Source organism: Sphingomonas sp. NY01, assembly GCF_038809135.1.
Taxonomy (GTDB): Bacteria; Pseudomonadota; Alphaproteobacteria; order Sphingomonadales; family Sphingomonadaceae; genus Sphingomonas; species Sphingomonas carotinifaciens.
This window is the reverse complement of sequence record NZ_CP101722.1, coordinates 2454169-2474933: the sequence shown is the minus strand read 5'-3', so window position 1 is coordinate 2474933 and position 20765 is coordinate 2454169. Positions and strand designations below refer to the sequence as shown.

At 68.2% G+C, this 20765-nt stretch carries 25 protein-coding genes; 15 read left to right on the top strand and 10 right to left on the bottom strand.

The window, feature by feature from the left end:
* Positions 1 to 63: 63 nt before the first annotated feature.
* The 4 genes from NPJ82_RS11965 to NPJ82_RS11950 all read left to right on the top strand — a co-directional run bounded on the left by NPJ82_RS11965 (position 64) and on the right by NPJ82_RS11950 (position 3115).
* On the top strand, positions 64 to 447 hold the full coding sequence (locus tag NPJ82_RS11965; RefSeq protein WP_112380990.1) for a MerC domain-containing protein: 384 nt from the start codon (positions 64 to 66) through the stop codon (positions 445 to 447).
* A 39-nt stretch (positions 448 to 486) separates the two neighbouring features.
* The gene (locus NPJ82_RS11960; RefSeq protein WP_342657504.1) at positions 487 to 963 is read left to right on the top strand and encodes a transcriptional repressor; all 477 of its coding nucleotides are present in this window, start codon (positions 487 to 489) and stop codon (positions 961 to 963) included.
* 89 nt (positions 964 to 1052) lie between these two features.
* Positions 1053 to 2978: a 1-deoxy-D-xylulose-5-phosphate synthase gene (dxs, locus tag NPJ82_RS11955; RefSeq protein ID WP_112380988.1), complete on the top strand. Its 1926-nt coding sequence runs from the start codon at positions 1053 to 1055 to the stop codon at positions 2976 to 2978.
* A complete protein-coding gene (locus NPJ82_RS11950) occupies positions 2975 to 3115 on the top strand; it encodes a hypothetical protein (protein WP_160146713.1) in 141 nt (46 codons plus the stop codon). The genes dxs and NPJ82_RS11950 overlap by 4 nt, the downstream gene beginning before the upstream one ends.
* A 3-nt stretch (positions 3116 to 3118) precedes the next feature.
* Here NPJ82_RS11950 and NPJ82_RS11945 read toward each other — a convergent pair whose 3' ends face one another.
* Positions 3119 to 3790 carry an alpha/beta hydrolase gene (locus NPJ82_RS11945; RefSeq protein ID WP_342657503.1) on the bottom strand — a complete coding sequence of 224 codons (672 nt, stop codon included), beginning with the start codon at positions 3788 to 3790 and terminating at the stop codon, positions 3119 to 3121.
* Positions 3791 to 3932: 142 nt separating this feature from the next.
* Here NPJ82_RS11945 and NPJ82_RS11940 point away from each other — a divergent pair, with 142 nt between their 5' ends.
* The 6 genes from NPJ82_RS11940 (at position 3933) to NPJ82_RS11915 (ending at position 7986) form a co-directional block, all read left to right on the top strand.
* Positions 3933 to 4667 carry a TlyA family RNA methyltransferase gene (locus NPJ82_RS11940; protein ID WP_342657502.1) on the top strand — a complete coding sequence of 245 codons (735 nt, stop codon included), beginning with the start codon at positions 3933 to 3935 and terminating at the stop codon, positions 4665 to 4667.
* A gap of 144 nt (positions 4668 to 4811) precedes the next feature.
* Positions 4812 to 5330: a TspO/MBR family protein gene (locus NPJ82_RS11935; RefSeq protein WP_112380985.1), complete on the top strand. Its 519-nt coding sequence runs from the start codon at positions 4812 to 4814 to the stop codon at positions 5328 to 5330.
* A 20-nt stretch (positions 5331 to 5350) separates the two neighbouring features.
* A complete protein-coding gene (locus NPJ82_RS11930; protein WP_149680797.1) occupies positions 5351 to 5674 on the top strand; it encodes an accessory factor UbiK family protein in 324 nt (107 codons plus the stop codon).
* Between the two features lie 112 nt (positions 5675 to 5786).
* Positions 5787 to 6290: a YbjN domain-containing protein gene (locus tag NPJ82_RS11925; RefSeq protein ID WP_112381712.1), complete on the top strand. Its 504-nt coding sequence runs from the start codon at positions 5787 to 5789 to the stop codon at positions 6288 to 6290.
* A 45-nt stretch (positions 6291 to 6335) separates the two neighbouring features.
* The gene (locus tag NPJ82_RS11920) at positions 6336 to 7091 is read left to right on the top strand and encodes a pyrroline-5-carboxylate reductase dimerization domain-containing protein (protein WP_342659012.1); all 756 of its coding nucleotides are present in this window, start codon (positions 6336 to 6338) and stop codon (positions 7089 to 7091) included.
* Positions 7092 to 7152: 61 nt separating this feature from the next.
* Positions 7153 to 7986 (top strand): 4-(cytidine 5'-diphospho)-2-C-methyl-D-erythritol kinase, encoded by an 834-nt coding sequence (locus tag NPJ82_RS11915; protein ID WP_342657501.1) that lies wholly within the window; start codon positions 7153 to 7155, stop codon positions 7984 to 7986.
* On the opposite strand, the gene msrB is transcribed toward NPJ82_RS11915, so the two are convergent.
* Both msrB and NPJ82_RS11905 read right to left on the bottom strand, forming a co-directional pair.
* Positions 7983 to 8465 carry a peptide-methionine (R)-S-oxide reductase MsrB gene (gene msrB / locus NPJ82_RS11910; RefSeq protein WP_342657500.1) on the bottom strand — a complete coding sequence of 161 codons (483 nt, stop codon included), beginning with the start codon at positions 8463 to 8465 and terminating at the stop codon, positions 7983 to 7985. The two genes, NPJ82_RS11915 and msrB, sit on opposite strands and share 4 nt — an antisense overlap.
* Positions 8466 to 8507: 42 nt before the next feature.
* Entirely contained in the window at positions 8508 to 9500 is a 993-nt protein-coding gene (locus tag NPJ82_RS11905; protein WP_342657499.1) for an adenosine kinase, read from the bottom strand.
* Between the two features lie 52 nt (positions 9501 to 9552).
* Between NPJ82_RS11905 and NPJ82_RS11900 the strand changes: the two genes are divergently transcribed.
* Together NPJ82_RS11900 and NPJ82_RS11895 are read left to right on the top strand one after the other, a co-directional pair.
* Positions 9553 to 10293 (top strand): EI24 domain-containing protein, encoded by a 741-nt coding sequence (locus tag NPJ82_RS11900; RefSeq protein ID WP_342657498.1) that lies wholly within the window; start codon positions 9553 to 9555, stop codon positions 10291 to 10293.
* A gap of 53 nt (positions 10294 to 10346) precedes the next feature.
* Positions 10347 to 10679 (top strand): hypothetical protein, encoded by a 333-nt coding sequence (locus tag NPJ82_RS11895; protein WP_342659011.1) that lies wholly within the window; start codon positions 10347 to 10349, stop codon positions 10677 to 10679.
* A gap of 120 nt (positions 10680 to 10799) precedes the next feature.
* Here the strand turns inward: NPJ82_RS11895 and NPJ82_RS11890 are convergent, their stop codons facing one another.
* Positions 10800 to 12089 (bottom strand): homoserine dehydrogenase, encoded by a 1290-nt coding sequence (locus NPJ82_RS11890; protein WP_342659010.1) that lies wholly within the window; start codon positions 12087 to 12089, stop codon positions 10800 to 10802.
* Positions 12090 to 12449: 360 nt separating this feature from the next.
* Between NPJ82_RS11890 and NPJ82_RS11885 the strand changes: the two genes are divergently transcribed.
* Both NPJ82_RS11885 and NPJ82_RS11880 read left to right on the top strand, forming a co-directional pair.
* Positions 12450 to 13031 (top strand): 3'-5' exonuclease, encoded by a 582-nt coding sequence (locus NPJ82_RS11885; protein WP_342657497.1) that lies wholly within the window; start codon positions 12450 to 12452, stop codon positions 13029 to 13031.
* 81 nt (positions 13032 to 13112) lie between these two features.
* Positions 13113 to 13769, top strand: coding sequence for an outer membrane beta-barrel protein (locus tag NPJ82_RS11880; protein ID WP_112380978.1), 657 nt, complete (start codon positions 13113 to 13115; stop codon positions 13767 to 13769).
* A gap of 43 nt (positions 13770 to 13812) precedes the next feature.
* Here the strand turns inward: NPJ82_RS11880 and NPJ82_RS11875 are convergent, their stop codons facing one another.
* Both NPJ82_RS11875 and NPJ82_RS11870 read right to left on the bottom strand, forming a co-directional pair.
* Positions 13813 to 15039, bottom strand: coding sequence for an ABC transporter permease (locus tag NPJ82_RS11875; protein WP_342657496.1), 1227 nt, complete (start codon positions 15037 to 15039; stop codon positions 13813 to 13815).
* Positions 15036 to 15953, bottom strand: coding sequence for an ATP-binding cassette domain-containing protein (locus NPJ82_RS11870; RefSeq protein ID WP_342657495.1), 918 nt, complete (start codon positions 15951 to 15953; stop codon positions 15036 to 15038). Before NPJ82_RS11870 ends, NPJ82_RS11875 begins: the two co-directional genes overlap by 4 nt.
* Before the next feature lie 42 nt (positions 15954 to 15995).
* Here NPJ82_RS11870 and queG point away from each other — a divergent pair, with 42 nt between their 5' ends.
* Positions 15996 to 17048, top strand: coding sequence for a tRNA epoxyqueuosine(34) reductase QueG (gene queG, locus NPJ82_RS11865; protein ID WP_342657494.1), 1053 nt, complete (start codon positions 15996 to 15998; stop codon positions 17046 to 17048).
* A 43-nt stretch (positions 17049 to 17091) separates the two neighbouring features.
* Here the strand turns inward: queG and NPJ82_RS11860 are convergent, their stop codons facing one another.
* From NPJ82_RS11860 to wecB, 4 genes are all read right to left on the bottom strand, one after another.
* Complete coding sequence (locus NPJ82_RS11860; RefSeq protein WP_112380974.1) at positions 17092 to 17337, bottom strand: hypothetical protein; 246 nt, start codon at positions 17335 to 17337, stop codon at positions 17092 to 17094.
* Positions 17338 to 17456: 119 nt separating this feature from the next.
* Entirely contained in the window at positions 17457 to 18248 is a 792-nt protein-coding gene (locus NPJ82_RS11855; RefSeq protein ID WP_342657493.1) for a metallophosphoesterase family protein, read from the bottom strand.
* A 120-nt stretch (positions 18249 to 18368) separates the two neighbouring features.
* Entirely contained in the window at positions 18369 to 19640 is a 1272-nt protein-coding gene (gene wecC, locus NPJ82_RS11850; protein WP_342657492.1) for a UDP-N-acetyl-D-mannosamine dehydrogenase, read from the bottom strand.
* Positions 19624 to 20754 carry a UDP-N-acetylglucosamine 2-epimerase (non-hydrolyzing) gene (wecB, locus tag NPJ82_RS11845; protein WP_342657491.1) on the bottom strand — a complete coding sequence of 377 codons (1131 nt, stop codon included), beginning with the start codon at positions 20752 to 20754 and terminating at the stop codon, positions 19624 to 19626. Before wecB ends, wecC begins: the two co-directional genes overlap by 17 nt.
* Positions 20755 to 20765: the final 11 nt, after the last annotated feature.

Below are 20765 nucleotides of genomic sequence, written 5' to 3'. Positions count from 1 at the left end.
GCCGGATTTTTCGGCGATGTGATGTTGTAACCTCGTTTCTACTCTCCTAGATGCCGTTGCAAGATGATGACGGTGCAGTCCCGCCCCCGTTGGTTCGCCTCGCTCGATCGTATTGCGATCGGCCTGTCGGGGCTGTGCGTCGTCCATTGCCTTGCCACCTCCGTCCTGCTGGCGCTGATGTCGGCGGCGGGGGGCATGTTTCTCCACCCGGCGGTGCATGAGGTCGGGCTGGTACTGGCGATCATCCTGGGCGCGCTGGCGCTGGGGCGGGGCGCGATGACGCACGGTTACCTGATGCCCGCTGCGATGGGGGCCTTTGGTCTCGGCATCATGGCCGGGGCGATGAACCTGCCGCACGACGGATCGGGCGGGGAGGCGATGTGGACGATCATCGGGGTCGGCCTGCTCGCTTTCGGACATGATCTGAACCGCCGCGCCGAGGCCTGAACGCTTGCCGGTCGGGGGCGGCGCACCTAGGTAGGGTCCATGGCGCACGCGCATGATCATCACGAACCCCTTGGAGAAGACCTGTCGCGAGCCGCGCAGGCGACGCTGGAGCGCGCCGGCGAGCAATGGACGACGATGCGCGCAAGCGTGTTCGCGGCGCTGGCGGGCTTTTCCAAACCGGCAAGCGCGTATGACATCGCCGAATCGGTGTCCAAGTCGGAGGGGCGCCGCGTCGCGGCCAACAGCGTCTATCGCATCCTGGACCTGTTCGTGGCGTCCAACCTGGCGCGCCGGGTGGAAAGCGCGAACGCCTATGTCGCCAATGCGCATCCGGACTGCCTGCACGACTGCATCTTCCTGGTATGCGATTCGTGCGGGCAGACGACCCATCTGGACGACGACCATATCACCCGCGGCGTGCGCAGTGCGGCCGCGGCCGCCGGGTTCACCGCCGAGCGGCCGGTGATCGAGGTGCGCGGTCGGTGCGCGGCATGCGGGACCAAGGCGCGCGCCTGACCCCGTGCGGGGCATTGCTGCCGACATGTCGGTGATCGGCACGTTCGGTTGCAATCGACACCACCGCTTTGCTGCGATAAGCCGCTCCGATGGCTGACCTTCCCGCTACCCCGTTGCTCGACACGGTGAAGACCCCCGACGACCTGCGCACGCTGGCGCCGGAACAGTTGCGCCAGTTGGCGGACGAGTTGCGCGACGAAACGATCTCCGCGGTGGGCACGACCGGCGGCCATCTCGGCTCCGGCCTGGGCGTGGTCGAGCTGACCGTTGCGATCCATTACGTGTTCAACACGCCGCACGACCGGCTGGTCTGGGACGTCGGGCACCAATGCTATCCGCACAAGATCCTGACCGGGCGGCGCGAACGCATCCGCACGCTGCGCCAGGGCGGGGGCCTGTCCGGCTTCACCAAGCGGTCGGAGAGCGAATACGACCCGTTCGGGGCGGCGCACAGCTCCACCTCGATCTCGGCCGCGCTCGGTTTCGCCGTCGCCAACAAGCTGGCGGGGACGCCCGGCAAGGGCATCGCGGTGATCGGCGACGGCGCGATGTCGGCGGGCATGGCCTATGAGGCGATGAACAATGCCGAGCAGGCGGGCAACCGGCTGGTCGTGATCCTGAACGACAACGACATGTCGATCGCGCCGCCGGTGGGCGGGCTTTCGGCCTATCTGTCGCGCATCGTCTCCAGCCGCGAGTTTCTGGGGGTGCGCGAAACGCTCAAGCGCTTCGCCAAGAAGCTGCCGCGCCCCTTCCAGAATGCGGCGCGCAAGACCGACGAGTTCGCGCGCGGCATGACCATGGGCGGCACGCTGTTCGAGGAGCTGGGCTTTTATTATGTCGGCCCGATCGACGGCCACAATCTCGACCACCTGATCCCCGTCCTCGAAAACGTCCGCGATGCCGAGGAAGGGCCGATCCTGGTCCATGTCGTGACCAAGAAGGGCAAGGGCTATGCCCCGGCCGAGGCGGCGGCGGACAAATATCACGGCGTGCAGAAGTTCGACGTGATCACCGGCGCGCAGGCCAAGGCGCCGCCGGGGCCGCCGGCCTATCAGAACGTCTTCGGGGCCGCGCTTGCCCGTGAAGCCGCGCACGATCCGACGATCTGCGCGATCACCGCCGCCATGCCGTCGGGCACCGGACTGGACGCGTTCGCGACCAATTATCCGGACCGCTTCTTCGATGTCGGCATCGCCGAGCAGCACGCCGTCACCTTTGCCGCGGGTCTGGCGGCACAGGGGATGCGGCCCTTCTGCGCGATCTACTCCACCTTCCTGCAGCGGGCGTATGACCAGGTCGTCCACGACGTTGCGATCCAGAACCTGCCGGTACGCTTCGCGATCGACCGCGCCGGACTGGTGGGGGCGGACGGGGCGACGCATGCCGGCTCGTTCGACGTCACCTATCTGGCGACGCTGCCCAACATGGTGGTGATGGCCGCGGCGGACGAAGCCGAACTGGTCCACATGGTCCACACCTGCGTGCAGCATGATGCAGGGCCGATCGCGGTGCGCTATCCGCGCGGCAACGGCACCGGCGTGGCACTGCCCGAGACGCCCGAACTGCTGGAGATCGGCAAGGGTCGCATGGTGCGTGAGGGCAAGAAGGTCGCGATCCTGTCGCTGGGGACGCGTTTGGGCGAGGCGCTGAAGGCGGCCGACCAGCTGGAGGCCAAGGGCCTGTCCACCTCCGTCGCCGACCTGCGTTTTGCCAAGCCGCTGGACGAGGCGCTGATCCGCCGTCTGCTGACCACGCATGAAGTGGCGGTGACGATCGAGGAGGGCGCGATCGGCGGCCTGGGTGCGCATGTGCTGACGCTGGCGTCGGACGAAGGGCTGACCGATGCCGGCCTGAAGATCCGCACGATGCGCCTGCCCGACATCTTTCAGGATCAGGATTCGCCGCAGGTGCAATATGCCGAGGCGGGGCTGGATGCGGACCACATCGTGGAAACCGTGCTGACCGCGCTGCGCCACAACAGCGCGGGGGTGACCGCGGGCGCGCGCGCATGACCGGATGGCGCGCCGTCATCATCCTGACCGCGCTGATGCTGGTCGTGCTGATCGGCGTGAACGTGCGGTTGTGGCGGCGGATGAACGCCGCGGTGCGCAAAGGTCGCGAGGCGGAGAGCCAGTCGCCCCGCGACTGATCCTCAGCGGCCCAGATAATGGCTCTGCGCGGCGGCGGTCGCGTTGACCGCCAGGATCGACCGCGCGTCGCTGGGGTGGCGGGCATGGCCGTGGCCGTCGCTGCTCGCCTGGATCACCCGGTCGAGCAGTGCCTGACCCTCGGTCCACCAGCCAAGGCCGCTGGCCGCATTGATATGCCCCTGTCCGCCGGCATCGACGAAATGGCTGCCCCAGTTCACCGCAAGGCTGTGCGCACGCTCGATCCCGATCCAGGGATCGTCGCGGCTGGCGACCAGGATCGAGGGGAAGGGCAGGGGCGTCAGCGGGCTGGGTGCGAACCCCTTCAACGCGTCGGGCGCATCCGAGCGATCGACATCGGCCGGCGCCACCAGCAGCGCGCCCGCCACCGGCCAGCCATAGGGCTGCGGCGACAATTCCGCCCACCACGCCACCGCCAGGCATCCCAGCGAATGCGCGGCCAGGATGACGGGGGCCTGCGCCCGCCGGATCGCTTCGTCCAGCTTGGTCACCCAGGCATTGCGGTGCGGTGTGTTCCACATGCCCAGTTCGACGCGAACGGTGTCGGGCCGCGCCTCTTCCCACAAACTCTGCCAGTGCGAGCGACCCGAGCCGCCAAGGCCCGGCACGGTCAGGATGGTCGGCTGCGCGGCGTCGAACGGTGCGAACGAACCCATCGTGCATCTCCTGCGCTTTCGTGAGGGAAAGCCCCCGAAAGTCGATGCCGCCAACATATTCCTACTGATCTACTAGGCAATGGATGCTGCGACCGGTGGATGGCGGGTTGCGACGGATTGCCGGGGGTGCGACAGACGCGCCATGGCGAAGAAGAGGGTGGATCAGTTGCTCGTCGATCGCGGCCTGGCCGAGTCGCGCGCGCGTGCGCAGGCGCTGGTCATGGCCGGGCTGGTGTTTGCCGGCGAGGTGAAGATCGCCAAGCCCGGACAGGCGCTGGCGGAGGACGTGACGCTGGACGTGCGCGGCCGCGATCATCCCTGGGTATCGCGCGGCGGGATCAAGCTGGCGCATGGCCTTGATCATTTCGGCTGGGATGTCGCCAACGCGGTGGCGATCGATGTAGGATCGTCCACCGGGGGCTTTACCGACGTGCTGCTGACCCGTGGCGCGACCCGCGTCTATGCCGTGGACAGCGGCACGAACCAGCTCGCCTGGAAGCTGCGCCAGGACGAGCGCGTCATCGTCCACGAACAGACCAGCGCCCGCATCCTGACCGAACAGCATATCCCCGAGCCCGTCGACCTGATCGTCTGCGACGCCAGTTTCATCGGCCTGTCCAAGGTGTTGGAGCGGCCGATGACCTTTGCCGCACCCGGTGCCCGCCTGCTGGCACTGATCAAGCCGCAATTCGAGGCGGGGCGCCAGGAAGTGGGCAAGGGCGGCGTCGTGCGCGACCCAGCGGTCCATGCGCGCGTGTGTGACGCGGTGGTCGAATGGCTGGGGGGCGCGGGGTGGAGCGTTGCCGGCGTGACGCCCAGTCCGATCACGGGGCCAGAGGGCAATATCGAATTTTTGGTGGCTGCGTCCCGGAATTGAACCACTTACGTGGTGATGGGCCTGCCGACTGCAACGAAACTTTGCCATTGGCACTTTACCGATATGGCGTGACCCGCCACACCGGCACAGGTCATAGCGAATGAGGCACGAGTGGGCGCAATTGCTTCCAAGGGTCAGCTGCGGATGTCCTTCCTGCGCTGGGCGATCGTTACCGTACCCGGCGTGTTGCTGCTGGGCTTCGCATCGGGGCGATCGGTACCGTCGGGCAGCGAGAACGGGTGGTATGTCGCGCTGACCAAGCCGGAACTGACCCCGCCCGGATGGGTGTTTCCGGTGGCCTGGACCACGCTGTACATCCTGCTCGGTCTGGCGCTGGCGGTCGTGCTGAACGCGCGCGGCGCCCGGGGGCGTGGTGTCGCGGTCGGCCTGTTCGCCGTGCAACTGGCCTTGAACCTGGCCTGGACGCCGACCTTCTTCGGGGCGCACCGGGTCACGCTGGCCTTTGCGATCATCGTGGCGATGCTGCTGGCGTCGATCGCCACCACCTTCGCCTTTGCGCGCATCCGCCGCGTCGCGGCATGGCTGATGCTGCCCTATCTGGTGTGGATCAGCTTTGCCGGCGTGCTGACCTGGAGCATCGGGCGACTGAACCCCGGTGCCGACACTCTTGTGCCGGGCGCCCGCACCTCCCAAATGCTGTGAAATTTAGCGGGGAATTTGCAATGCAGTCCGACAACCGGATTTTCGACGACTTCGCCAAGATCGTGAATGGCTTTGCCGGCACCGTGGCCGGTATGGGCCGCGAGGCCGAATCGAGCGCACGCACGCGGGCGCGCGAGTGGATCGGCGGCCTGGATTTCGTCTCGCGCGAGGAGTTCGAGGCGGTGAAGGCGATGGCGGTGGCTGCCCGCGACGAGGCGGAAGCGCTGCGCGCGCGTCTCGATGCGCTGGAGGCCGGGCAGGACACGATCGCCGGCACGCAAAAGGATGTCGCGAGCAAGCCGGAAACCACGGCCGAGGCGGCCGCGCCGGAGATCATCCTCTGATCTATCCACAGCTTTCCCGGTGGGTGGGCTTCACAGGCCGATGCCGGGCTTGCGATACGGCGTCGACGCGGGCACGCTGCCCGCGTCACGATCCGTTCGCAGGATGACCTACATGCTCGAACACGCCGACCACGATACCGAAGATGCCGCCCCCATCGACATGCTGGAGGCGTATTACGCCGCGCATGGCTGGGACCATGAACGCCATGAGGACGAGGTGATCGCTACCGTCAAGGGTAGCTGGACCACCTATGAGCTTCGTGCCCTGTGGCGCGAGGACGACAGCGTTCTGCAATTCCTGGCGTTTCCCGACATCAAGGTGACCGATGACCGCCGCGCGGGCGTGTATGAGGCACTGGCCCTCGTCAACGAGCAATTGTGGGTCGGCCATTTCGAACTCTGGTCGTCCAGCGGCATCCTGCTCTACCGCCATGCCGCGATGATCGATGGTGGCGACGACGGCACGATCTCGCTCGCCGCAGCCGAATTGCTGGTCGAATCGGCGATCGAGGAGTGCGAGCGTTTCTATCCGGTGTTCCAGTTCGTGCTGTGGGGCGGCAAGAGCGCCAAGGAGGCACTGGCCGCCGCGCTGATCGAGACGCAGGGCGAAGCCTGAGTGACGTTTCCTGAAGGGCCGCTCTGGCTGATCGGTTGCGGCAATATGGGTGGCGCGATGCTGCGCGGCTGGCTTGCCGCCGGGCTGGACCCGGCCAGCGTCACCGTCATCACCCGCAGCGGCCGCGGCGCGCCGGAGGGTGTCCGCTCCCTCACCGCCCTGCCGGTGGACGAGACGCCGGCCACGCTGATGCTGGGGTTCAAGCCGCAACAGCTTGACGACGTTGCGCCATCGCTGGCGGGGCTGCATCCGCGGTTGTTGCTGTCGATCCTGGCCGGGGTCGAGGTGGCGGCGCTTGCCGATCGCTTCGTCGCCGATGCCATCGTCCGGATGATGCCGAACCTGCCGGTTGCGATCGGGCAGGGGGTGACGGCGCTCCACACGCCGTCCGCCGACGCCGATGTGCGCGCCGCGGCGGAGGCGTTCGCCACCCCGCTTGGCCATGTCGAGTGGGTCGAAGACGAGGGCCGGTTCGATTCGGTCACCGCCCTTGCCGGGTGTGGGCCGGGTTTCGTGTTCCGCTACATCGACGCCATGGCGCAGGCGGGTGTCGCGCTCGGTCTTGATGCCGATCAGGCGCGGAGGCTGGCGATCGCCACCGTGGCTGGCGCGAGCGCAATGGCGGCGGGCGCCGACGTATCGCCCGCGACGCTGGCGGATCGGGTGGCGAGTCCCGGCGGCTCGACGCGGCAGGGGCTCAACGTGCTGGACGATGGCGACGCGCTCGTCCGCCTGATGACCGACACGCTGGCGGCGTCCGACCGACGCAATCGGGAAATGGCGGCGGCGGCCCGGCGATAGGGTTTCCGACTTGCCGGACGGTATCTTGCCAGCGACGGCGCCTGCCCGCACACAGCCGGTCATGTCGCCGATCATCGAAACCGCGCCCGCCAAGATCAACCTGGCGCTGCACGTCCGTCACCGCCGGGCCGACGGCTATCACGAGCTGGAGACGCTGTTCGCCTTTGCCGAGGATGGCGACCGGATCGAGGTGGCGGTTGCCGAGGTGTCGGCGTTCACGATCACCGGTCCGTTCGCGGCGGAACTGGAGGCTGGGGGGGACAATCTCGTCACCCGTGCCGCCGCCGCCTTTCGCGCGCACTTCGCCATCGCGGCGCATCACGCGATCACGCTGCACAAGGTGCTGCCCATCGCGTCCGGCATCGGCGGGGGATCGGCGGATGCCGCCGCGACCCTGCGGGCGCTGGCGCGGCTTCACGGCATCGGACCGGATCATGCCGATCTGTTCGGGATCGCGGCCGGGTTGGGGGCGGATGTGCCCGCATGTCTGCTCGGCCGTACCACGCTCGGGCTGGGCAAGGGGGATGCGCTGGAGGTGATCGCCGGCATCCCGGGGCGTCCGCTGCTGCTGGTCAACCCCGGCGTCGCGGTGTCAACCGCCGCGGTCTTCGCGCGCTGGGACGGCGTGGACCGGGGGGGGATCGTCGAGGGCGATCTGCTGGCGCGGGCGGTCGCGGGCCGCAACGATCTGGAGGCGCCGGCTCGTGCGCTTGCCCCGGCGATCGACGCGGTGCTGGCGCTGCTGGCCGGTGCGCCGGCCACGCTGCTGTCGCGCATGTCGGGGTCGGGGGCGACCTGCTTTGCGTTGTTCGACGATGCCGCGGCGTGCCATGACGCGGCGATTGGCGCGACGGCGCGCGGCTGGTGGACGCTGGAGACGCGGCTGGGCGCCTAGGCGGGCCGGAACGTCATCGCCACGCCGTTCATGCAATATCGCTTGCCGGTCGGCTTGGGACCATCGTCGAAGACATGGCCGAGATGGCCGCCGCAGCGGCTGCAATGCACCTCGGTGCGGGCCATCATCATCGATCGGTCGGTGTGGGTGCCGACCGCGCCGCTGATCGGTGCCCAGAAGCTCGGCCAGCCGGTGCCGCTCTCGAACTTGGTGCGCGATGCGAACAGCGGCTGGGCGCAGCCGCGACAGGCAAAGGTGCCGGCCCGGTGTTCGTCGTTCAGCGGGCTGGTGAACGGGCGCTCCGTGCCTTCCCGGCGCAGCACGTCATAGGCGGGGGCGGGCAGCAGGCGGCGCCATTCGGCGTCGCTGTGCATGACCGGGAAGCGTTCCGCCGCGCGTGCCTCGCGACCGCATCCCCACAGCGCAAGGCTGGCGACACCCAGCGACAGGATGGAGCGACGGTCGGGATCAAATGCCATGCGCGCAAGATGGGATCGCCCCAGCCTGCGCGCAATATCGCATCACAGGGTGGCGGCGAGCGCCTTCAGATCGACCTGCGGGCGGGCGCCATAATGACTGATGATCTCGGCCGCGCAGGCCGCGCCCAGCGTCAGCGATGCGGTCAGGTCGCGTCCTTGCGCCTGTGCGTGCAGGAAGCCCGCCGCGAACAGGTCGCCCGCACCCGTGGTGTCGACCACCTGCTCCACCGGCTGTGCCGGTACCGCGTACCGTTCCCCGCCCCGTACCGCGCACGCTCCCCGCTCCGCCAGGGTAACCACCACCGTCTCCACCTTGTCCTCCACCGCCGCGATCGCCGCCTCGACATCCCCGGTCTCGCTCAACGCCATGATTTCCGCCTCGTTTGCGAACAGGACGTCGATCATCCCGCCGTCGAACAGGCTGTGGAAATCGGCGCGGTGACGCTCGATCACGAACTCGGCCGAAGCGGTAAAGGCGATCTTGCGACCGGCTTCGCGCGCGACCTGGATCGCGGCGCGCATCGCGGCGCGGGGTTCTTCGGGGTCCCAGAGATAGCCTTCGATGTAGAGGTAGGCGGCGTCGGCGATGAGGGCGCGGTCGAGGGCGTCGGCAGGGAGGTAGTGGGAGGCGCCCAGGAAGGTGTTCATGGTGCGCTGGCCGTCGGGGGTGACGAGGATGAGGCAGCGGCCGGTGGAGGGGCCGGCGGGGCGTGCGGGGGTGTCGAAGCGGACGCCGACGGAGCGTATGTCGTGGGCAAAGACCTCGCCCAGCTGATCGTCGGCAACCTGCCCGATAAAGGCGCATTTTCCGCCCAGCGCCGCGATGCCGGCCAGGGTGTTGGCGGCCGAGCCGCCGGAGATCTCGCGGCCGGGTCCCATCTTGCCGTACAGCGCATCGGCGTCGTCGGTGGAGAAGACGAGCTGCATCGCGCCCTTCGTCATCCCTTCCTGTGCGAGAAAGGCGTCGTCGGTGTTGGCAAGGATGTCGACCAGCGCGTTGCCGATCGCGACGACGTCGTAGGAAGGTTGAGTCACAAACAGGCTCCGGGAAACAGGCAGAAAGGCGTTGCCGTACCGGGGCGCATCGATGCGTGCAACGACCGATCCGGCGGGGCGGTTGACAGGGCGGCACCGAGACCGCCATCCCGTCCCCGTGTTCCGCGCCTTCCTCCGCTCACTGGCCCAGTTGGGCGATCCGCCGATCCTGCGGGTGCTGGCGCTGTCGATGGCGTTGACGCTGGCACTGTTCGGGGTGTTGGGCGTCGGTGTGTGGTGGGGGGTGCAGGCGATGCTGGCCCACTGGATCGCATGGGAGACGGACGGACTGGCGGCGGTGGTGGCGGTGGTCGTCACCGGGCTGGCGCTGTGGCTGCTGTTCCGGGCGGTGGCGATCGCGGTCGTGGGGCTGTTCGCCGATACGGTGGTGGAGGCGGTGGAGGCGCGGCATTATCCGGCGGCCTTGAAGACGGCCCGACCGGTGTCGTTCGCCAAGGGGGCCGCCATGGGCCTGCGGTCGGGGGCCCGCGTGATCTTGGTCAACCTGATCGCGCTGCCGGTCTATCTGGTCCTGCTGGCGACGGGCGTGGGGACGGCGGCGGTATTCTTCCTGGTCAATGGCTGGCTGTTCGGGCGCGACCTGGGCGACATGGTGGCGGTGCGCCATCTGGACGATGCGGGGTTGCGTGCCTGGCGCAAGACGACCCGGTCGGAGCGTTTCCTGCTGGGGCTTGCGGGTACGGCGCTGTTCGTGGTTCCGGTGCTGGCAATCCTCGCGCCGGTCCTCGGAGCGGCGATGGCGACGCATCTCTTTCACCGGAACCGGACATGACGACGATAAGGAACGGGCGGCCGGCATGGACGGTGCCGGCAGTGCTGGGCGCGATGCTGGCCGGGTGCGCGACCCCGGCGACCGTGGCGCCGCCAACGGTGGGGCCGGTGACGGTGCCCTATACCAGCGTCGGGCTGGAGCGGGTGGTGGGACAGGACATGGCCGGACTGGTCAAGCTGTTCGGCCAGCCCGATGCCGATGTGCGCGAAGGCAATGCACGCAAGCTTCAGTTCCAGGGCACGTTCTGCGTGCTGGATGCGTATCTGTACCCCAAGGGATCGGAGCCGCCGCGCGTCACCTATCTGGATGCGCGCGAGCCCGATGGCAGCGCGATCGACCGGGCGAGTTGCGTGGCGGCCCTCGTTCGGCGTGACGGCGGGCGGTAGGCGGTAGGCGGCCGTTCGGACCGAGCCATGCCCGTGAGGCAAGGCTCGGGGCATGGACTTCGACTTCGCTCCGTCCGAACGGCCGTTGGTGGCTTTGCCGCCCCTAACGGAGGCCGGTTCTCAGGCGAGGATGTGCATCAGCAGCGGCTGGCCGATGACGCTGGAGCTGCCGCGCAGGCGTTCCAGCGCCTGCGCGACGGCGCGTTCGGGACCCTCATGCGTGACGATCGCGACGAGGACGCCGCCGCCCGCGGTCGCGCCGCGCTGGATCAGACTTTCGATCGAGACACCGGCATCGCGCATCGCCGCGGCGATCTCGGCCAGCACGCCGACCTTGTCCTCCACGGTAAAGCGCAGATAGGCGCGGCCACGACGCTCCCCGGCATCGGCGGGCTTTTCCTGCACCAGCGACGCCGCGGGCATCGCGAAGGCGGGGCCGAATTCGCCGCGGGCGATGTCGATCAGGTCGGCGACCACCGCGCTGGCGGTGGGTCCGTCACCGGCACCGGCACCCTGGAAGAGCAGGCGGCCGACGAAATTGCCCTGTGCCACCACCGCATTGGTCGAACCGGTGACGTGCGCCAGCGGATGATCGAGGGGGACGAGATGCGGATGGACACGCTGGAACAGACCATGGGGCCCCGCCTCGCCGACGCCGACGAGGCGGACGCGGTAGCCAAGGGCGGCGGCCTCCGCGATGTCGGCGGCAAGGACGTGGCGGATGCCGCTGATCGCGACATCGTCAAACGCCGGCTGCGTGCCGAAGGCGATCGCGGCGAGGATCGACAGCTTGTGCGCGGCATCGACGCCGTCGATGTCGAAGCTGGGATCCGCCTCCGCATAGCCCAGCGCCTGTGCCTCGGCGAGCACCTCGGCAAAGTCGCGGCCCTCCGCCTCCATCTTGGACAGGATGAAATTGCAGGTGCCGTTAAGGATGCCGTAGACGTTGCCGATGACGTTGGCCGCCGCACCTTCGCGCAGGCCCTTGATGACCGGAATGCCGCCGGCCACCGCCGCCTCGAACTTGAGGGGGACGCCGGCCCCTTCGGCCTTTTGTGCCAGTTCCAGCCCGTGATGGGCGAGCATCGCCTTGTTCGCGGTGACGAATCCGCGCCCGGCGGCAAGCGTGTTGCGGGCGAGCGTCAGCGCCGGACCGTCCGATCCGCCGATCAGTTCGACCACCACATCGGCCTGAGCATGGGTGGCGAGTGCGGCGGTATCGTCGACCCAGTCGAAACGCGACAGATCGACGCCGCGATCCTTGGTCCGGTCGCGGGCGGATACCGCGACGACCTCGATCGGGCGACCCGCGCGCCGGGTAATCAGGTCGCGATTGGTGTCCAGCAGGCGGATGACACCGCCCCCTACCGTGCCGAGACCTGCCAATGCCACCCGTAGCGCGTCCGCCATCTTCCATCCTTGCTGGTTGAGGTGACCGCCTAGCGGATCGAAACGGTCGCTGTCGAGGCTGTCGGGGATCATTTGTTACGTGGGCTGATACGGGGAGGGGCTTGTTCTTCGACTTCAGCGCTCGGCGCTGAAGTTTATCCTGAGCGGGTGGCTTGCCAGCCAGTCGAAGGGCTCAGCACGAACGGGGGGGGCGGTGGTGCAGACGGTCGCGGGGATCAACCTGTCTCTCGATACACCGTCTCGGTACGCGGCTGCGCCGCTACTCGACGGTTACTCGAGACGAACGGGTGGGGGGTGAGCCGGGTTGGTGGCATTTTGCGCCGGACTGGCGCGGCGGCTGGTGGCGGCGTATAAGGCGTCATGTCCGAACCCGACTTCGTCGTGATCGACGTCGAGACCGCATGTCAGCGTACCAGCAGCATCTGCCAGATCGGCATCGTCGGCTATCGCGACGGGGTCGAGACGTTCGCCTATGAATCGCTGGTCGATCCGCTGGATGACTTCAGCCCGTTCAACACGCGCATCCATGGCATCGCCGCGCATCATGTGACCGGCCAGCCGACCTTTGCCATGCTGCATGAGATCGTGGCGGCGCATCTGGGGAACCGGATCACGGTGGCGCATTCCAGTTTCGACAAGGGGGCGCTGGGCCGGGCGTGCACGCTGCACATGCTGCCGCCGATCGCGGCCCGCTGGCTGGACAGCGTGGGCGTCGCGCGGCGGGCGTGGCCGGACCTGCCCAACCACAAGCTGGGCACGCTGGCGCGCCACCTGGGGCTGGAGCATCGTCACCATGATGCGCTGAGCGATGCGCGGGCGGCGGGGCAGGTGGTCCTGCATGCGATGGCCGTGACGGGGTTGACACTGGCCGAGTGGTTCACGCCCCCTCCACGCCGCAAGCGGACTGTTGCGCCGCAGCAACAGATTTCCTCGTTTAGCTGAGGTTCATGCAACCACGCCGGACCTTCGCCATTTGAAGCGTCCTCCCCAGCTTATCGGGGGAACGGTCAATGAGGGTATCCCATGCGTAAAATTGCTGTTGCTTTGCTTGTCGCCGGTTCGGCGGTCGCCACCCCCGCACTGGCGCAGTCGGGCGTGAACCCGATCTTCACCGGCCCGCGCGTCGAAGGAACGCTGGGTTGGGACCATGTCGGTGCCGGAAGCAGCGTCGACAACGACAATGACGGTAGCGACCAGAATATCGATGGCCTGCTGTACGGCGGTGGCATCGGTTACGACTTCGCGGCCGGCGGGGCGTTGCTCGGCGTTGAGGGCGAGATTACCGGTTCGACCGCCAAGAGCGATCGCCGCGCCTATGACGACCAGTTCGGGTTCGGCCGGGTGAAGACGGGCCGCGACCTGTATGTCGGTGCGCGTGCGGGCATCATGGCCGATCCGGCGACGCTGATCTACGTCAAGGGCGGCTATACCAACCTGAAGCTGAACGTGCTGGCGGGCAACACCAACACGCAGACCGACACCGGCTTCAAGCTGGACGGCTGGCGCCTGGGTGCCGGTGCCGAGCGCGCGATCAGCGGCAACACCTATGCCAAGCTGGAATATCGCTACTCCAACTACAATCGTGGCCAGATCGACTATGCCACCGGCGCGACCAGCGCGCGCTTCGACGTGGACACCGACCGTCACCAGGTGGTGGCGAGCTACGGCATCCGCTTCTGAGGCTTTCGGCCCTTCCCGCACAGGCGGGGAGGGCCGTTGCCCTTTAAGCCCTGGCCCGTTTCCAGAAGGGCCGCGCGCTGCCCGATTGCAGCACCCCGCGACGGAAGAAGCGCGCGCCCAGCGTCACGAAGATCGCGACCCACAGCGCCTGCCACGCCAGTGCCAGTGCGTGGGGCCACAGGTCCGGACTGTTGGCGGCATGCCCCGCCATGGCGAAGGGGGAGGACAGCGGAAACACCTCCGCCACCGTCGCGAGCCAGGAGCCGGGACGCCCCGCGGCGGCCGAGGACAGCGCGAACATGCCGACCTGCAACACCGTGATCGGCAGCGACAGCATCTGGATCTCGCGCATGGTCGAGGCCTGTGCGCCGACGCCGAGGAACACCGAGCCGAGCAGCAGATAGGCCATCGCGAAATAGGCGGCGAAGAGCAGCGCGAAGGTGGGGGCGCCGACCGCGGGGGACAGGTCGCCGAATGCGGCGGCGGCGGCGGGCGGCAGGTAGGACAAGGCCTGGCCCACGACGGTGCCCCAGAAGCCGACGAACAGCAGCGCGACGCCGAACATGCCGACCAGCTTGCCCAGGAACACGCTTTCCAGCGGTACGGCGGCGGCGAGGATCTCGATCACCTTGTTGCTGCGCTCCTCCGCCATGGTGCCGACGACCTGGCCGGAAAGGAACAGGGTGAGAAAGAAGATGCCGAACACCGCCAGGAAGGCGGAGCGGTTCTGCCCCCCTTGCGATCCGGTGGTGCGGGTCACGGAGGTTTTTGTCGCCTGCACGCGGGGCAGGCCGCCGTCCAGCGCCTCCGCGGCGAGCGTGCCTTGCGCCAGCAGGGTGAGATAATCGGCGGTGCGTGCGCCGCGCAGGCCATACAGGATCGTCGGCCGGTCGAGCGGGCCATAGAGGACGGCGGAGGCGTCATACGCCTTTGATTCGAAGGCGGCACGCGCCTGTGCCGCGGGGTCGGCGGACGGCGTCAGCGTCATCAGCGCAGGGGGCGCCTCTTCCTGGCGGAACACGCCGCGCAACCGCGTGTCGACCTCCGCGATCGGGCGGGCCAGCCGGTCGGGTACGATGGCGACGATGCGCGTCTTGTCCGATGCGCCGTCGGCGACCGCGGCGGCACCCGCCCCCCCGATCGCCCCGAACGAGCCCATGATGAGCGGCGCGAACAGGAACAGCAGGAAGATGGGGGTGAAGACGGTGGCGACGAAATCGCGGCGTGCGATGGTCAGCGTCTGGCGGATCAGGCGGCGGGCGTTGCTCATGCGGCCTTCTCCAGCGCTTCGCGGCCGACGATGCGGACGAACGCGTCGTGCAGGCGGGGACGTTCGATCGAGAGGCCGGAAATGCCGTGCCCGGCCTCGATCAAGCGGACGAGCAGTGGCTCGATCCCGCCATCGGGCACCTGGAAGCGCCAGCCCGATCCTTCGGACCGCGCATCGGCGGGCAGGAGCGCGGCGATGGCGGGATCGGGGCGGCGCGGCTGGTAATGAACCTGTGAGGGGAGGGTGGCGCGGGCCTCGTCCACGGTGCCTTCGAACCGGCGCTTGCCGCCCGCGATGATCGCCAGCCGGTCGCACAGCCGCTCGGCATGCGCCATGACGTGGGTGGAGAACAGGATGGTGGCGCCGCGGTCGCGCTCCGCCAGGATCAGCGCTTCCAGCTTTTCCTGATTGACCGGATCGAGGCCGGAAAAGGGCTCGTCCAGCACCAGGAGCGAGGGGCGGTGGACGACGGAGCCGAGCAACTGGACAAGTTGCGCCATGCCCTTGGAAAGCTTGCGGATCTTGGTATCGGCGGCGTGGCCGAGACCGGCGGCGTCCAGCATCTCGACGGCACGGGCGCGGCCGGTTTTCCAGTCGAGGCCCCGCAGCGCCCCCATGAAGGCGATTGCCTCGCGCGCCTTCATCGCAGGGTAGAGGCCGCGTTCCTCGGGCAGATAGCCGACCACGTCGCTGGCATCGCGCGGATGGCGGGTGTTCAGCAGGGTGCGGTGGCCTTCATCCGGCTCGATGATGCCGAGCAGCATGCGCAGCGTCGTCGTCTTGCCCGCGCCATTGGGGCCCAGCACGCCATAGACCGCGCCGGTCGGCACCGCGATATCCACGCCGTCCACCACCCGGCGGTCGCCGAAGCGTTTCACCAGTCCCGAGGCATGTACCGCCCATCGTTCGTCCATGCCCATGTTCCTCCCGCCTTCACGACGTGGTAGCGGGCGGGGGTGCCCCAAGACAAGCTGGAAACCCGGATCAAGGCCAAGGCGGCCGAACTCGGCTTTGCGAGCATCGGCATCGCGCGTGCCGATGCAGCGCCCCGCAGTGCCGCACGGCTGCGCGAATGGCTGGCGGACGGGGCGCACGGCTCGATGATCTGGATGGAGGAGCGCGCCCATCACCGCGAAAGCCCGGCCGGACTGTGGCCCGAGGTGCGCACGGTGATCGCGCTGGGCGTCAGCTATGCGCCGAAGGACGATCCGATGAAGCTGGCGGATGCGGCCGATATCGGGCGGATCTCGGTCTATGCGCAGGGGGCCGATTATCACGATGTGGTGAAGCGGCAGTTGAAGGCGTTGGGGCGGTGGCTGGTGGCGGAGGCGGCGTGCGAGCTGAAGGTGTTCGTCGATACCGCGCCGGTGATGGAGAAGCCGCTGGCGGAGGCGGCGGGACTGGGGTGGCAGGGCAAGCACACCAACCTGGTGAGCCGTGCGCATGGCAGCTGGCTGTTCCTGGGGGCGATCTACACGACGCTGGAGCTGACGCCCGACGTGGCGGGGCGCGATACGTGCGGATCGTGCGACGCGTGCCAGCAGGCGTGCCCGACCGCCGCCTTTCCCAAGCCCTACCGGCTGGATGCCCGGCGGTGCATCTCGTACCTGACGATCGAGCACAAGGGGCCGATCCCGGAAGAATTCCGGGTGGCGATGGGCAACCGCATCTATGGCTGCGACGATTGCCTGGCGGCGTGCCCGTGGAACAAGTTCGCGGTGGCGGCGAGCGCCAACATGGCATTCCACCCGCGCGCGGAGCTGACCGCGCCGGCGCTGGCCGATCTGCTCGATCTGGACGATGCCGGTTTCCGGCAGGTGTTCGCGGGGTCGCCGATCAAACGGATCGGGCGGGAGCGGATGGTGCGCAATGCCGCGATCGCGGCGGGGAACAGCGGCGAGGATGCGCTGGTGCCGGTGTTGCAGCGACTGGCGACGGATGCGTCGGAGACGGTGGCGGAGGCGGCGCGCTGGGCGTTGGAACAGCTAGGAAGACAGGCAAAAAAATAGCGGCCCGAAAGCCGCTATTTCCCTAGCCGAAGCTATGAACAGCTTAGTTGCTGTCGGCGTCGTCGTCCGAGTCGGCGACCACGACGATACCAGCGACAACAGCCGCCGCAGCGAGAACCGCCACGATCACGCCGCCACCGGCCAGCTCGTTCTTCTTGGCCGAAGCCGAACCAGCGCGGGCCGACTTGGCGACCGACAGGCTGGCAGCCGAGTTCGCCGGAGCGGCGAGAGCCGGAGCAGCCGTCATCGACACGGCAGCAGCAGCTACGAGAAACTTTCCAAGACGCATGATGAACTCCCTTTGTGCTCGTCAGGCTGCCCTATGGCAGTGCAGCAAGACCATGACAAGATACTAGTCGATCGACGCAAATTTGTAATATTTCCATGTTGCGCCGCGGTCACACTCGATCAGGCGGCGGAGGCGACATCGGGGGCCAGTATCGCCTCCAGCGTCCAGCTCTGGTCGTCCTGCAACCCCAGGGCGGTCAACCGGCCGCTGGTATAGGCGCCGGTATCGATGCCGATGCGGTGGGGAAGCCATTCGACCTCCTCGCTGACGGTATGGCCGTGAACGATCCGTTTTTCGAGCAGGCCGCGATGATCGAGAAAGGGATCGCGGATCCAGCGCAGATCGGCCGGACGCTGCGCATCGAGCGCGACGCCGGGGCGGACGCCGGCATGGACAAAGGCATAATCGCCGATCATCACCATCGTCTCCAGCGCACGCAGGAACGCCTGATGCTCCGGCGGCACCAGCGCGCCGAGCCGTTCCGCCACCTCGGCATAATCGAGCCGTTCGTAATCGGGCGCCGACAGGCCATAGCTCAGCATCGTCTCGCGCCCGCCGACGCGGCAGAACAGCCGCAGCGCCTTGGCATCGCCGTCCAGCGCGGAGAGCAGGATCTCCTCGTGATTGCCGGCGATCACGCGCACGTCGCGGCCGGTTTGCGACAATTGCAGCAGGCGCGTCACCACGCCGGCCGAGTCGTCGCCCCGGTCGACCAGATCGCCCAGAAAGATGAGCGTGGTTTCGGCCGGACCGCGGCCCGCGTCATCGGCGTCGATCTGCGCCAACAGCAGGTCGAGTAGGTCGAGCCGACCATGGATATCGCCGATCGCATAAACGCGCTGACCGGCGGGAATGGCCGCGTTGGCATCGGATGACCCGCGCCGGCGGCTTCGAAGGAACTTGGCGATCATCGGGCTGCTTCACTGTGGCAGGACCCATGGCCCATAAGCCCTTGGCCTCCGTACCGCAACGTGCGCGGCGACGATGCTCCCTCGCGCAGCCGGCGCGCAGCCGGCCGGTCAGGCAGTCGGTCAGGCCGGGGCGAGCGGCTGATCCGGCCAGAGCCCGCGCGTGTCGAGCACCCGCTTGCCCCGGCGTTCCTCCAGCGGGATCGAGCGGAACAGGTCATGGTCGACCAGCACGATCAGCACGGGGCAGGTTTCCAGCGCGGTATCGATATCGACCAGCGTGGCACCGGCATCGGCCAGCGTCGGCGGCAGCGCCTGTGCGTAGGGCTCGACCACGCGGATGCGGTCGGCATGGTTTTGCGCAAGCGCCTGCACGACGCGCAGCGCAGGGCTTTCGCGGAAATCGTCGATATTGGCCTTGAAGGCGAGGCCGAGACAGGCGACGGGCGCGTCGCCGGTGGCGGCGAGCAATGCCTCCGCCTGTGCGACCACATGGTCGGTCTTGCCGTCGTTCACCTCGCGGGCGGTGCGGATCAGTGGCGTCTCTTCGGGCGCGGCGGCGACGAGGAACCATGGATCGACCGCGATGCAATGGCCACCGACGCCGGGGCCGGGCGACAGGATGTTGACGCGCGGGTGCCGATTGGCGAGGCGGATCACCTCCCACACATCGACGCCGAGCCGGTCGGCAACGAGGCTGAGTTCGTTGGCAAAGGCGATGTTGACGTCGCGAAAGGCGTTTTCGGTCAGCTTCGTCATTTCGGCGGCGCGTGCGGTCGTCGTGACGCAGGCGCCGCGCACGAAGCGGCGGTAGAAGGCGAGCGCCTTTCGCGCACAGCGCGGGGTGATGCCGCCGATCACCCGGTCATTGTCGATCAATTCCACCAGGATGCGGCCGGGCAGCACGCGTTCCGGGCAATAGGCGATGGAGATATCCGGCTGGTCGGTGCAGCGACCGGGGACCTTCAGGTCGGGGCGCAGCTGCGCGATCAGGTCGCGGACCTGTTCGGTGGTGCCAACCGGGGAGGTCGATTCGAGGATGATCGTGTCGCCCGCCTTCAGCACGGCGGCGATGCTGGTCGCCGCTTGCAGGACATAGGCGATGTCGGGCTGGTGATCGTCGGCGAACGGCGTCGGCACGGCGATGACGAAGATGTCGGCGGGTGCCACCTCGGTGGAGGCGCGCAGCGTACCGCGGGCGACGACGCCCGAGACAAGACCGTCGAGATCGACCTCCTCGATATGGACGCAGCCTTCGTTGACGGTGTCGACCACGGTGGCGCTGACATCGATGCCCAGCACGCGGGCGCCCGTGCGGGCGATCACCGCGGCGGTGGGCAGGCCGATATAGCCCAGCCCCATGACGACGACGTTCAATTCAGGCGCGCCCAGCATCGGCGATGATCCTCGCTATCCGTGTCGCCGCCTGGCCATCGCCGAAGGGATTGTGCGCGCGGGCCATGGCGGCATAGGCCCCGCTATTGTCGAGAAGCGTGAAAACTTCGGAAACGATGCGGTTTTCATCGGTACCGACCAGCCGGGCGGTGCCGGCCGCGACCCCCTCGGGGCGTTCGGTGGTTTCGCGCATGACCAGCACCGGCTTGCCGAGCGCCGGCGCCTCCTCCTGCACGCCGCCCGAATCGGTCAGAACGATGTCGCAGAGTTCGAGCGCGCGCACGAAATGCGGATAATCGAGCGGCGGGATGCGCCAGACATTCCCGCGCTCGCCCAGCACGGCATCCATGACGCTGCCTACCGAGGGGTTCGGGTGCATGGGAAAGAGCAGGGCGACATCCTCGCGGTCGGCGATGCGGCCGATGGCGCGGGCGATCGCCCCCATGCCATCCCCGAAATTTTCGCGGCGGTGGGTGGTGACGAGGACGAGGCGGCGGCCGGCCAGGCGATCGGCGATGGGATCGAGCCCGGCGGCCAGCATCGGGTCGGCGGCGATGCGGCCTTGCGTCCAGAGCAGCGCATCGATGACGGTGTTGCCGGTGACATGGATGGCACCCGGATCGATCGTCTCGCGGCGCAGCGCCTCCGCAGCGGTGTCGGTAGGGGCGAAATGCCAGGTGGCGATCGGCGCGACGATGCGGCGGTTCACCTCCTCCGGCCAGGGATGGTAGATGTCGCCGGAGCGCAGGCCCGCCTCGACATGGGCGACGGGCAGCTTGCGGTAATAGGCGGCGAGCGCGCCGGCCATTGCGGTGGCGGTGTCGCCCTGCACGACGACGAGATCGGGGCGTTCGGCATCCATGACCTCGCCAAGGCCGGTGAGCAGGCGCGCGGTGAGCCGGTCGAGCGTCTGGCCCGGCTCCATCAGGTCGAGGTCGATATCGGGCGCGAGATCAGCGATCGCCAGCACCTGATCGAGCAGGCCGCGATGCTGCGCCGTGACGCAGGTGCGGACGCGCAGGGCCGGCTGGTCGGCCAGGGCGCGGACCACGGGAAAGAGCTTGATGGCCTCTGGCCGGGTGCCGAAGATGACGAGAACGGTGCGCTGTGTCATGAACCAAGCAT